Below are 13,064 nucleotides of genomic sequence, written 5' to 3'. Positions count from 1 at the left end.
TCCTCCTACTCTATCGTCGGAAACATCTTGTGTGGTTTCATCAAACCTGCCTTTGTAGGGTGAGCTTGATAAACCGCAACTGCCTTTCCATTGATTCCAAAGACAATTTTATCATGTATCTTTAACAATGTATCTGCTGGAAGCACCTGTCCATTGAAAATTTCTTTTTCAATGGCAGAGGTAATCTCAATATATGGATAGTCTGTTAATGCATACTCGACAGGTAAAATACAAGTAGTCACCTGCTCTGCATCCATAAGCTCCGCAACCTGTGCTAGCGTAAAACAGTTATCGCGCGTAAAGGTACCTGAAGCAGTACGTACGAGCTCTTTCATATGCGCTGGATAACCAAGAGCCTCCCCAATTTGGACAGCTAATGTACGAATATAAGTCCCTTTACTACAATCGATACGAACTGGGAATGTTATCTCCTGCCCCTCGTAGGATTCATGGTCATCGAGAAGCTCTAAAGCATAAATGGTAACTTGACGAGTAGGTCTTTCAACTGTTTCACCTTTTCGAGCATATTCATAGAGACGTTTACCATTTACCTTGACCGCTGAAAACATTGGTGGAGTTTGCTCAATAACACCTGTTAATGAAGCTAAAACCTCTTGCAACTGCTCACGAGAAACCTTCTTAACTGAATGATCCTCTGCAACCGTTTCGCCCTCTGCATCCTCCGTTGTCGTTGTGCGACCAATGGAAATAATAGCTTCATAGGTTTTCCCTGCATCTGTTAAATATTCTGCAATTCGAGTGGCTTGGCCAATACAAATTGGTAGTACACCTTCCACACCTGGATCCAAAGTTCCTGTATGCCCAACCTTTTTTGTACGTAAAATTTTACGCAGCTTAAAGACACAATCATGGCTTGTCATGCCTCTTTCTTTCCAAAGCGGTAAAATACCGTTCATATACATCCTCCCAAATTGCCTTTAAAATAAAATTTACCTTGCATTATTACCAGATCAAAAATCTTCTTTATGAAGATAAAAAGCCTGCCTGCATGAACATGCAAGTGGCAGACTTTTTCAGCTTATTCTTTGTGTAAACCTCTTAGCAATGTATCAATACGGTTTCCGTACTCAATCGATGAATCGAATTCAAAGATTAATTCTGGTGTGCGTCGTAAACGAATACGTGAACCAATTTCTGATCGAATGAAACCGGAAGCTTTTACTAAAGCTTTAATCGTTTCCTCGCGTTCACGTTCATTGCCTAAAGATGTAATATAAATAGTCGCTTGCTGTAAATCACCCGTTACCTCAACACCTGTAACAGTAACAAAACCAACACGCGGATCTTTAATTTTACGGCCAAGAATATCACCAAGCTCTTTTTTCATTTGCTCAGCAACACGGTTTGAACGTAGAGACATAATTTGTCACCTCTATTTCGATGTACAGATAGTTGATCTTTTTATGCTACTTAGCTATCTCAACTACCTACTATTCCTTATAAATAGTCTCGCCACACATTAAGCTGTTCCCATGACGGATTTGACTCTAAATAGTGGAGCGCGTGATTAATTTCCCGTTCAGCTGCCTCTTTCGATGAAGAAACAGCTACAAGTGCTAATTTGGTGCGCTGCCATACGTTTTGATGGTCAATTTCCGCAATAGAAACATTAAACTTCTGCTTAGTGCGGGTAATCATACGCTGTAAGACAGCACGTTTTTCTTTTAACGAATGGGCAGTTTGAATGATAAATTCAACCTCTGCGTATACAATCATTATACTCGTTTAACTTCTTCCATAATGTAGGCTTCAATAATGTCGCCTTCTCTAATATCGTTGAAGTTTGTAATCGTAATACCACATTCGTATCCTCTTGCTACTTCTTTTACTTCGTCTTTGAAACGCTTAAGCGTATCTAATTCACCTTCAAAAATAACTACGTTATCGCGAATTACACGAACGCCTGAATCACGTGTTACTTTTCCTTCAGTTATATACGAACCAGCAATTGTACCAACTTTTGATACTTTAATTGTTTGGCGAACTTCTGCTTGACCAATAATTTTTTCTTCAAATTCAGGATCAAGCATACCTTTCATTGCTTGCTCAATCTCTTCAATTACTTTGTAAATGATACGGTGTAAACGAATATCTACGCCTTCTTCTTCTGCAGCACGTTTTGCATTGACATCTGGACGTACATTGAAACCAATAACAATAGCATTGGAAGCGGCAGCAAGAGAAATATCAGATTCCGTAATGGCACCTGCACCAGTGTGAATAATTTTCACATTTACGCCTTCTACATCAATTTTCATTAATGAAGCAGCCATTGCTTCTACAGTACCTTGTACGTCTGCCTTAACGATTAAGTTCAGCTCTTTCATTTCGCCTTGGCTCATTTGCTCAAATAAGTTATCAAGCGTTACACGTTGTTTTTCAGAACGTTGTGCTTGGATAGCTGACATCGCACGAGTTTCCCCAACTTGACGAGCTGTTTTTTCATCTTCAAAGACAACAAAACGGTCCCCTGCTTGAGGTACATCATTTAAACCTGTAATTTCTACTGGTGTTGATGGTCCAGCTTCTTTCACACGACGGCCTTTATCATTCACCATTGCACGAACTCGACCAAATGTATGACCGACAACGATTGGGTCACCCACTTTTAATGTACCGTCTTGCACTAACAGCGTAGCAACTGAACCGCGTCCTTTGTCTAGCTGAGCTTCAATTACTGTTCCAAGAGCTAAACGGTCAGGATTTGCTTTTAGCTCACCTACTTCTGCAACAAGTAAAATCATTTCTAGTAATGTGTCAATGCCTTCACCTTTTAATGCTGAAATTGGTACGAAAATCGTTTCGCCACCCCATGCTTCAGGAACTAAGCCATGTTCAGTTAATTCTTGCATCACACGATCTGGATTTGCAGATGGTTTATCCATTTTATTCACAGCTACAATAATTGGTACTTCTGCTGCTTTTGCGTGATTGATTGCTTCTACCGTTTGTGGCATTACACCATCATCAGCAGCTACTACTAAAATTGTTAAATCCGTTATTTTTGCACCACGTGCACGCATTGTTGTGAAAGCAGCGTGTCCTGGTGTATCAAGAAAAGTGATTTTCTTGTCACCTTCTGTTACTTGGTAGGCACCGATATGCTGCGTAATACCCCCAGCTTCACCTGCAGTCACTTTAGTATTACGAATAGAATCTAATAATGTTGTTTTACCGTGGTCAACGTGACCCATGATTGTCACAACTGGCGGACGCTCTGATAATTCAGCTTCATTTACTTCTTCTGTTTGCTCGAAGTGTGTTTCTAAGTCCGTAATATCTACACGAATCTCTTCTTCCACTTCTACACCATAGTCTGCGCAAATTAATTCAATTGCATCCTTATCTAATTCTTGGTTAATTGTTGCCATTACCCCAAGCATGAATAATTTTTTGATAATTTCAGATGGCTCACGGTGTAATTTTTTTGCTAATTCTGCTACTGATAATGATTCAACAAAAGTAATTTTTTCTGGAAGTTCCTTTTGTTTAAGCGGTATTGATGGTTGATGCGTTTTTGGATGGCGACGTTTGCCTCCATGAATCCCTGGTTTTGGACGTTGGTTGTAACCACCGCCACCTCTACGATTATTATTATTATTGTTATTATTATTATTTTGTGTCATATTTCTGTTTTGATTACCTTTTGCATTCTTAGATTTTTCGTTAGACGAATTTGAGTGTTGCTGTGTGTGTTGCTGATTATTTGCTTTAGGCTTAGAAGTAGCAGATTGCTGCCTTTGACCTTCTTGCTTTTTCACCGAATGGTTTTGTTGACCATTCGATTGAGGTTTTTGTGATATGTTTTGAGTTGCTTGTTTTCCTACATTTTTCTCAGGTGTTGCTTTAAATGTTTGGTTTAACTTTGACACGATGTCTTTCTCTAACATAGACATATGATTAGTTACACTCACATTTAATTTACTAAGTGCTTCAATAACCTCTTTACTCGTTTTATTCACTTGTTTCGCATATTCATGAACTCTGATTTTGGTCATCTGCTCACCCCCGATTATTTTTCGTTGAGTAGACTAGACAATTTACTTGCAAAACCTTTATCGGTAATCGCTAAAGCCACTCGGGCCTCCTTACCTGTAGCATGTCCTAGATCGTAACGATCTCCAATTACATGATACTCAACGTTGTAGTACGTGCACTTATCTTGAATTTTCTTACTTGAGTTTTTAGAAGCATCGTTTGCAAGCAGTACTAACTTAGCATTGCCATTCCGGACTTCCTTTACTACTAACTCTTCTCCTGAAATCACTTTACGGGCTCTTGCCGCAATTCCAAGCAAATTAAATATTGCTTGATTAATCATAAAATTGACTCCCTACGAATTAGCAAAATAAGCTCCTCGTAAATTTCTTCAGGAATTTTCACATCAAGTTGGTGCCCCAATACATTTTTCTTACGAGCGATATCAATTGCCTTCTCTGATTTAGAGACATAGGCACCACGCCCAGGTTTTTTCCCGGAGATATCTACACTTACTTCGCCCTCTTTTGAACGAACAACACGTATCATTTCTTTCTTTGCCAGCATTTCTCCAGTTGCTACGCATTTACGAAGAGGTATTTTTTTGTTAACAGCCATAAGAATCACCATTCCTCTCTGAAGCTTGTCGTAAGAGGTGGACAAGTCGTGCTCTACTTGACGCTCTGACAGTATTCAGTCGGCGTAGGGGGGCCCACTGAATACTGTCAGGTAACTCGTCACACGGGCTTTCTTACTTATTCTTCGTCGTCTTGATATAAATCTACTGCCACTTCATCAAAATCACTTTCTTCATCTTCAGCAGGTACGAAAGTGCTTGTAGCAGATGGATAGATACCTAATTCACGAGCATCTGTCTCACTCTTAATATCAATTTTCCAGCCAGTAAGTTTCGCAGCTAAACGTGCATTTTGGCCACGTTTACCAATAGCTAGCGATAATTGATAGTCTGGTACAACAACCGTTGTGGATTTTTCTTCTTCGTTTACTTGAACATCTAAAACTTTTGATGGGCTAAGTGCATTGGCAACGAATACAACAGGATCTTCTGACCATTCTACGATATCGATTTTTTCGCCGTTTAATTCGTTAACAATTGTTTGTACACGTGCACCTTTTGCACCAACACAAGAACCTACTGGATCTACTTCTTCGTTATGTGCATAGACAGAAATTTTTGAGCGATCTCCTGCTTCACGAGCAATCGATTTAATCTCTACAATTCCTTCATAAATTTCAGGTACTTCCATCTCAAATAATCGGCGTAATAATCCTGGATGTGTTCGAGATACAATCACTTGTGGACCGCGTGTTGTACGTTCAACTTTTGTAATATATACTTTGATGCGATCATGCGGACGATAGGTTTCGCCCTGGATTTGCTCATTGACTGGCAATGCAGCCTCTACTTTACCTAAACCTACATAAATATTTCGCGCATCTAAACGTTCCACAACACCTGTTACGATATCATCTTCACGATCGACATATTGCTCGTAGATTAAACCACGTTCCGCTTCACGTACGCGTTGTGTTACTACCTGTTTAGCTGTTTGAGCAGCAATACGGCCGAAGTTACGTGGCGTTACTTCTTGTTCCACGATATCTTCTAATTGATAAGCTGGGTTAATAACCTTTGCGTCCTCTAAAGAAATTTGTAGACGATCGTCTTCTACTTCTTCCACAACATCTTTACGTGAAAACACGCGGATAGAGCCCTTATCTAAATTTAAGTCCACTCGAACATTTTGTGCTTGGTTGAAGTTGCGTTTGTAAGCTGTGACTAATGCCGCCTCAATTGCTTCAATTAACACATCTCTTGAAATTCCTTTTTGTTCTTCTAGCGCATTCAGCGCATCTAACAAATCACTACTCATTTTGTTTTCACTCCTAAATATGCATTATGCTTAAAAATCGATGGCTAATCGTGCCAATGCGATTTTTTCTTGTTCTATTGTTACTGTAATTTTACGCGTTTTAATGCGCACTTCCATCACTAATGTATGTTCATCGTAGGATGTTAAGTAGCCTTGGAATTCCTTCATGTCGTTTATGGGCTTATAGGTTTTTACATAAATAAACTTACCAATTGCCTTTTCAAAATCAGCATCCTTTTTTAAGGGACGCTCCGCTCCAGGTGATGAAACTTCTAAATAATAGTTTTGTGTAATTGGATCTTTTTCATCCAATAACAAACTTAGTCGTTCGCTTACTTGAGCACATTGGTCAATGTCGATGCTACCTTCTGGTGTATCAACATAGACGCGTAAAAACCAGTTACGCCCTTCTTTTACGAACTCAATATCCACTAACTCCAGATTTAACTCATCTACTATTGGTTTAGCGAGCTCTTCAATTAAAGATGGTACTTTGCTCATTATTTCCTCCTGTATCTATTCTAGCGTGTCAACCATTCATTACAGTATTCGTAGTGGAATGAACCATAATAAAACAGAAATTCCACCAGTTGCTTTGGTGAAATTTTACGGTCTTACCTGCTGTTAGTCAAAATTTGTTTGCTACGGTATAACAACAGAAAAGAGCGGGTAAGCCCCACTCTTTTGCTGGAAAAATATCAACAAATTATTACCATTAGAATAGCATAGTTCTTGGTATAATGCAAATTTCCTTCATTAAAGATAACCATATTGTGACAGGATTTTGAAATTGGCAATGGTTTTACAGATTAAACTTTGAATGAATCCAGCTCATTCCATTTTAAAAGAGAGATAACTGATTAGCATCAGGCATGCCTTCTAAACAGCCCAGCTGATCCATGTATTCGATTAGTGTCTTCGAAACACGGCCTCGTTGCTGTAAATCCTCCTTTGATAAAAACTCTCCATCTTCTCGAGCAGCCACTATCGTTTTGGCTACGTTCGTACCAAGTCCTGGGATTGCATCAAAAGGTGGAATTAATGTATTGCCTTCAATGACAAATTCACTTGCCTGCGAACGGTACAAGTCAACTTTCTGGAAGCTCATTCCTCGTTCACACATTTCTAGTGCTAGCTCCATTACCGTTAATAAGTTCTTCTCTTTTGTAGAGGCATCTAGACCTTTTAAATTGATTTCGTCAATACGGGCACGAATCATTTGTGAACCTTGAACCATAGCAATTAAATCAAAGTCATCTGCACGTACCGTGAAATATGCTGCATAGTATAGGATTGGAAAATGGACCTTAAACCAAGCAATACGAACCGCCATTAATACGTATGCGGCAGCATGGGCTTTCGGGAACATATATTTTATCTTTTTACATGACTCGATATACCATCCTGGTACTTTATTGGCGAGCATCTCTGCTTCAAATTCCTCTGATAAGCCTTTCCCTTTACGTACAGACTCCATGATTTTAAATGCTAACGATGGCTCTAGACCTTGGTAAATTAAATACACCATAATATCGTCACGACAACCAATTACTTCTTTCAAGACACATGTCCCGTTATGAATTAATTCTTGTGCGTTACCTAGCCATACGTCTGTTCCATGAGATAATCCGGAAATTTGCACAAGCTCTGAGAATGTAGAAGGCTTTGTATCCTCTAACATTTGTCGTACGAAGCGAGTACCGAATTCAGGAATACCTAATGTTCCCGTCTTACAGCCAATTTGTTTTTCAGTGACACCTAACGTTTCAGGTGAACTAAAAATTTGCATGACGACAGGATCATCAGTAGGAATCGTTTTTGGATCTATTCCTGATAAATCCTGTAGCATTCTAATAACCGTCGGATCATCGTGTCCAAGTATATCTAGTTTCAAAATATTATCATGAATCGAGTGGAAGTCGAAATGGGTTGTACGCCATTCTGCATCCTGAGCATCTGCTGGGAACTGTACTGGAGAGAAATCAAAAATATCCATATAATCAGGTACTACGATAATTCCCCCTGGGTGTTGCCCACTAGTTCGCTTGACCCCTGTACATCCTTGCACTAAACGATCCACTTCAGCTCCGCGGAAATGCAAGTTGTGATCATTCGCATAGCCTTTGACATAACCATATGCTGTTTTCTCCGCCACCGTACCGATTGTTCCTGCACGGTACACATAATCCTCACCAAATAATACCTTGGTATAATTATGGGCCTTCGGCTGGTATTCACCAGAAAAGTTTAAATCGATATCGGGTACCTTATCCCCTTTAAAGCCAAGGAAGGTTTCGAATGGAATATCTTGTCCATCTTTTTTATAAGGTGTTCCACATTCTGAGCAGTCTTTATTCGGTAAGTCAAAGCCTGAGCTAACCGAACCATCATCAAAAAACTCAGAATGCTTACAATTTGGGCAAACATAATGCGGAGGCAATGGGTTAACCTCCGTAATTTCCATAAAGGTTGCGACTAATGAAGAGCCCACGGAACCACGAGAACCTACTAAATAACCGTCAGCTAAAGATTTCTTCACCAGCTTCGCAGAAATTAAATAAATTACACCAAAACCATGTCCTAATATAGATTTTAGTTCTTTTTCAATTCGAGCTTTTACAATTTCGGGTAGCTCCTCACCGTAAATATGATGAGCCATTTCATACGTTAAATTGGTTACTTCATCATCAGAGCCTTCAATTTTGGGCGTATATAAATCATCCTTAATCGGCTTAACATCTCCAATGCTGTCAGCTACTTTTTGTGCATTCGTCACAACAACTTCTTTAGCCAGATCTGGTCCTAAGAAATCAAATTCTTTTAGCATTTCATCCGTTGTTCTAAAATGCACCTCAGGTAGTTTGGATCGATTTAAGATGTTTGCACCACCTTGAGAACCAACGAGTATTTGTCTAAACATAGCATCTGTCGGATCCAAATAATGAACATTTCCCGTTGCCACAACTGGTTTATCGAGCTTCTTCCCTAACTTAACAAGCTTTCTTATGATATCCTCTAATGTCCATTCATCACGCACGACATTACGTTCAATTAATGGTGCATATACTGCTTTCGGTTGCACCTCAATATAATCATAGAATTTAGCCACTTGTTCAGCTTCCTCAGGTGATTTATTCATCATCGTTTCAAATAATTCACCATTACTACAACCAGAACCGACTAGTAAACCTTCTCGATATTGCTCTAGAACAGCTCTTGTCACACGAGGAACTCGATAGAATGTTTTTGTATGGGCATGTGAAACAATTTTAAATAAATTCTTTAAGCCCGCATTATCAACAGCTAAAATAGTACAATGCATGGGTCGACCTTTTTTATAGGCGTCCCCACCACCAATATGCTTATTAAAATCATCATGGTATTTAATGACTAATTCATCGGCATCTTTTAATAATTGTAATAGTAAATAGCCTGTCGCCTCTGTATCGTATATCGCTCGGTGATGTTGTGTTAATTCAATATTGAATTTTTTACAAAGTGTATTTAAACGGTGATTTTTCATTGTTGGGTACAGCAATCTAGCTAGCTCTAATGTATCAATGACTGGATGTGTTGTTCCTTCAAGACCAAATTTTTTATAGCCCGTATACAAGAAACCAATATCAAATGACGCATTATGAGCAACAACAATCCCATCACCAATAAATGCATGAAACTCTTTTATAACTTGCTCTACTTCTGGTGCATGACGAACCATATCATCCGTAATACCTGTTAATTCAATAGTCGTTGCTGAAAGCGGATGATGTGGGTTTGCAAAGCTTTCATATTTATCAATGACTTGGCCATCTTTAATTTTTACTGCCGCCAGCTCAATAATTGTATCGTAAGCAGTTGATAACCCTGTCGTTTCCACGTCAAAGACAACATAAGTGGCTTCTTCTAATAAGCGGTGCTCTGGTGCATAAGCTATAGGGACACCATCATCAACTAAATTAGCCTCCAAGCCATAAATTACTTTAATACCATGCTTTTTCCCTGCTGCATATGCTTCAGGGAAGGATTGTACAACAGCATGATCTGTAATAGCTACTGCTGGATGACCCCATTTTGCTGCCTGTGCAACTAGGCGATCAACGGGCGTCACAGCGTCCATTTGGCTCATTGGTGTATGCAAATGTAGCTCTACTCGCTTTTCACCCTCTGGTGCTAGATCCTGACGTGTTTCTTTTTTTATTTCATTAATATCATTAGCCATGACGATTAAATCACGAATAAATGTATCTGTTTGGACGGAGCCTCGAACTTTAACCCACATTCCCTTTTTTAGGTGCTGCATCAGTTCAGCATCGTCATTATCACGTGAGAACATTTTGACGATGATAGAGTCCGTATAGTCGGTAATTTTAATTTGTAATAAAGAGCGTCCACTTTTCAGTACTTTAATTTCTGCATCAAAGACAAAGCCCTCAACAATTACACGGCGTTCCTCTTCAACAATGCGTTTTATTTCCATAATTTCATCGTCTTTAATAAGCATACCAAGCTGGAATGGACGATCACCAAGGTTCGCAATAGCTGGATTGTCCTTCTTCTCTTGCTCTCGTTTTTGGAAATCCTGCATCGCTTGCTGAGATAGAGCTGCTTCTTCCATGCGCTTTTGTTCCATAAACGCTTCCTGAGCAGCAATCATTTCTTCCGTTTGTTCTTGAAGCAGAAAATCTATCGCCATTTTTGGAAAACCGAATTGACAATAGCTTTCTGCTAGCTTGTCGGAATACTTCGTTTTTAACATCATGAATTCCATTTCCTGCATACAGGCTAATGTGATTTTCTGACCATTCCACATCGGCACTTGAGAGATAAGGCAATTTTTCAATGTTGGTGCCATCTCATCAATTTGCTCAACAACATTTAGCCAATAAGCTTGGACAAGTTCCTCTGTTACACTTTTCTCTTGTGTCTCAATGGTTGTATAAACCTGTGCGATTGCTGAAAATTTATCTGTTAAATGGGTACGGAAAAGCTGGTAAAGCGGAAATGGCAGTATATCACGTAATTGAATAGTAAAATGCCATAGTCTATCCTTTTTATGGACTGTTAGCCGTGATAACTCACCTTCTTCAAAAAATGACATGTACACATCATCTGTTAACTCTAGTTGCTGCAAAAGCATCCGAAATCTCGTTCTTGCCTCTTGTTGCTGTTCCAATCTATCGACACCTACTTTCAGAAGGAGGCATTCCGTATAAGCCTCTTTTCTAATTCATCTTCAACATAGGACAAGAATGCCAGAAAAAAATTCGCTCCCTCACTGCGGGCGCTCTTCAAGCTTAACAGAGAGTCTAGACTATCTGTTTTTCTTTGCTTGGCTCACCGTCCCGCAGAATTGTCGCGAATTTATTTATTCCTATTTTATCAAAATTACATGAAAGCCTCTATTAGAAGCATTCACTTCCATTTAAAACCAACCATAAGAGGTTATTAATTTTTACGGAAAAATTCATTTAAGTGGTCAATCACTTCTTCTTTTTTCCATTCAAATGTTTCCCCAGTTTGTCGGAACTTCACTTCCACAATACCTTCTATTGCTTTTTTACCAACCGTTACGCGAACAGGTAAACCAATTAAATCAGCGTCCGCAAACTTAACGCCGGCACGCTCGGCACGGTCATCTAGTAGTACATCATAGCGATATGATTTTAATAAGCCGTAAAGCTCATCTGCTAAAGCTACTTGCGCTTCATCTTTAGTATTCACAGGAACAACATGGATATCGTACGGTGCTAATTGCGTTGGCCATGTGAAGCCATTTTCATCTTGGAAATGCTCAGCTACCGCAGCTAGAATACGAGAAACACCAATACCATAGCAACCCATAATAAATGGTTGGGATTTCCCTAGCTCGTCTAAGAAAGTACCATTCATTTTAGCAGAATATGTAGTACCTAGTTTGAAAATATGACCAACCTCGATGCCTTCCGCGAATTTAATCGTACCTTGTCCATCTGGAGAAGGATCACCCTCTTGAATAAAACGAATATCTAAGTAGTCATTCACAGCAAAATCACGCTCAGGATTAACATTTACTAGATGGAATCCATCTTCATTCGCACCTGCAATACCATTACGAATAGATTTAATCGCATGATCAGCTACTACTTTTACATCTACCGGTAACTTCACTGGTCCAATGGAGCCAACACCACAACCTAATAGCTCACGAATCGCTACTTCACTTGCAAGCTCTACAGAACCCGCTTCAAGAGCATTTTTCAATTTAATATCATTGATTTCATGATCTCCACGCGCAAGAACAACTACAAGCTCTCCATCTACATCAAAGACAAGAGACTTTATAACATTAGCAGGTTTTACTTGTAGGAATGCTGAAACTTCCTCAATTGTTTTTTGATCTGGTGTCGCTACTTTTTCAACTTCTTTTAATGCTTCATCAGATGTCTGGTAATCTGCAATGACTTCAGCCATTTCAATATTTGCTGCATAGTCAGATGTATCTGAGTAGGCAATTGTATCTTCTCCAATTTCAGAAAGTACCATGAACTCATGTGTACCTTTTCCGCCGATAGAACCTGCATCAGCGATAACAGCGCGATAGTTTAAGCCAAGACGTGAGAAAATATTAGAATAAGCACGGTACATATCATCATATGTTTCATCTAAACTTTCACGAGATGCATGGAAGGAATACGCATCTTTCATAATAAATTCTCTTCCTCGTAGTAAACCAAAGCGTGGACGTTTTTCATCACGGAATTTCGTTTGAATTTGATAAAGTGTTAACGGTAATTTTTTATAAGATTTAATTTCATCACGTACTAAAGTTGTAATTACTTCTTCATGTGTTGGCCCCAATGCAAAATCACGGTCATGACGGTCTTTCAAGCGCATTAATTCTGGACCGTATTTTTCCCAGCGACCTGACTCTTGCCAAAGCTCAGCAGATTGTAGAGATGGCATTAATAGCTCAATCGAATTGATGGCCTCCATCTCTTCTCGAATAATTGTTTCAATTTTTGATAACACACGTTTTGCAAGCGGTAAATACGAGTATACCCCACTTGTATTTTGACGAATAAACCCTGCACGTAGTAATTGCTTATGTGACTTTACCTCAGCATCAGCAGGTACTTCACGTAACGTTGGGATAAATGTTTTACTTTGCTTCATTCAGTGTTCCACCTTTTT

At 39.2% G+C, this 13,064-nt stretch carries 10 protein-coding genes; all 10 read right to left on the bottom strand.

The genetic code is table 11. The features are described from left to right. Window positions 1–5: 5 nt before the first annotated feature. The 10 genes from truB to MKX57_RS05320 all read right to left on the bottom strand — a co-directional run bounded on the left by truB (window position 6) and on the right by MKX57_RS05320 (window position 13,046). On the bottom strand, window positions 6–917 hold the full coding sequence (truB, locus tag MKX57_RS05365; protein ID WP_043990545.1) for a tRNA pseudouridine(55) synthase TruB: 912 nt from the start codon (window positions 915–917) through the stop codon (window positions 6–8). Between the two features lie 122 nt (window positions 918–1,039). Beyond that, a complete protein-coding gene (rbfA, locus tag MKX57_RS05360) occupies window positions 1,040–1,381 on the bottom strand; it encodes a 30S ribosome-binding factor RbfA (RefSeq protein WP_008178985.1) in 342 nt (113 codons plus the stop codon). 77 nt (window positions 1,382–1,458) lie between these two features. Next, window positions 1,459–1,737 carry a DUF503 domain-containing protein gene (locus MKX57_RS05355; RefSeq protein ID WP_008178987.1) on the bottom strand — a complete coding sequence of 93 codons (279 nt, stop codon included), beginning with the start codon at window positions 1,735–1,737 and terminating at the stop codon, window positions 1,459–1,461. Further along, entirely contained in the window at window positions 1,737–4,019 is a 2,283-nt protein-coding gene (gene infB, locus MKX57_RS05350; protein ID WP_144787213.1) for a translation initiation factor IF-2, read from the bottom strand. Before infB ends, MKX57_RS05355 begins: the two co-directional genes overlap by 1 nt. Before the next feature lie 14 nt (window positions 4,020–4,033). Beyond that, the gene (locus MKX57_RS05345) at window positions 4,034–4,342 is read right to left on the bottom strand and encodes a YlxQ family RNA-binding protein (protein WP_008178997.1); all 309 of its coding nucleotides are present in this window, start codon (window positions 4,340–4,342) and stop codon (window positions 4,034–4,036) included. Next, window positions 4,339–4,617, bottom strand: a complete 279-nt coding sequence (locus MKX57_RS05340; protein ID WP_025113966.1) for a YlxR family protein — start codon at window positions 4,615–4,617, stop codon at window positions 4,339–4,341. Before MKX57_RS05340 ends, MKX57_RS05345 begins: the two co-directional genes overlap by 4 nt. Before the next feature lie 137 nt (window positions 4,618–4,754). After that, a complete protein-coding gene (gene nusA / locus MKX57_RS05335) occupies window positions 4,755–5,894 on the bottom strand; it encodes a transcription termination factor NusA (protein ID WP_008179001.1) in 1,140 nt (379 codons plus the stop codon). Window positions 5,895–5,924: 30 nt separating this feature from the next. Beyond that, window positions 5,925–6,395: a ribosome maturation factor RimP gene (gene rimP, locus MKX57_RS05330; RefSeq protein WP_025113965.1), complete on the bottom strand. Its 471-nt coding sequence runs from the start codon at window positions 6,393–6,395 to the stop codon at window positions 5,925–5,927. Window positions 6,396–6,735: 340 nt separating this feature from the next. Continuing rightward, the gene (locus tag MKX57_RS05325) at window positions 6,736–11,067 is read right to left on the bottom strand and encodes a PolC-type DNA polymerase III (protein WP_342550829.1); all 4,332 of its coding nucleotides are present in this window, start codon (window positions 11,065–11,067) and stop codon (window positions 6,736–6,738) included. A gap of 272 nt (window positions 11,068–11,339) precedes the next feature. Beyond that, window positions 11,340–13,046, bottom strand: a complete 1,707-nt coding sequence (locus tag MKX57_RS05320) for a proline--tRNA ligase (protein WP_342550828.1) — start codon at window positions 13,044–13,046, stop codon at window positions 11,340–11,342. Between the last annotated feature and the right edge of the window lie 18 nt (window positions 13,047–13,064).

The organism is Lysinibacillus sp. FSL M8-0216, from assembly GCF_038595555.1.
GTDB classification, from domain to species: Bacteria; Bacillota; Bacilli; order Bacillales_A; family Planococcaceae; genus Lysinibacillus; species Lysinibacillus fusiformis.
This window is presented reverse-complemented; position numbering and strand designations above follow the sequence as displayed.

Excerpts from the sequence above, each read along its gene's own strand:
- truB (WP_043990545.1), bottom strand. The coding sequence starts at position 917 with ATGAACGGTATTTTACCGCTTTGGAAAGAAAGAGGCATGACAAGCCAT.
- rbfA (WP_008178985.1), bottom strand. The coding sequence starts at position 1,381 with ATGTCTCTACGTTCAAACCGTGTTGCTGAGCAAATGAAAAAAGAGCTT.
- MKX57_RS05355 (WP_008178987.1), bottom strand. The coding sequence starts at position 1,737 with ATGATTGTATACGCAGAGGTTGAATTTATCATTCAAACTGCCCATTCG.
- infB (WP_144787213.1), bottom strand. The coding sequence starts at position 4,019 with ATGACCAAAATCAGAGTTCATGAATATGCGAAACAAGTGAATAAAACG.
- MKX57_RS05345 (WP_008178997.1), bottom strand. The coding sequence starts at position 4,342 with ATGATTAATCAAGCAATATTTAATTTGCTTGGAATTGCGGCAAGAGCC.
- MKX57_RS05340 (WP_025113966.1), bottom strand. The coding sequence starts at position 4,617 with ATGGCTGTTAACAAAAAAATACCTCTTCGTAAATGCGTAGCAACTGGA.
- nusA (WP_008179001.1), bottom strand. The coding sequence starts at position 5,894 with ATGAGTAGTGATTTGTTAGATGCGCTGAATGCGCTAGAAGAACAAAAA.
- rimP (WP_025113965.1), bottom strand. The coding sequence starts at position 6,395 with ATGAGCAAAGTACCATCTTTAATTGAAGAGCTCGCTAAACCAATAGTA.
- MKX57_RS05320 (WP_342550828.1), bottom strand. The coding sequence starts at position 13,046 with ATGAAGCAAAGTAAAACATTTATCCCAACGTTACGTGAAGTACCTGCT.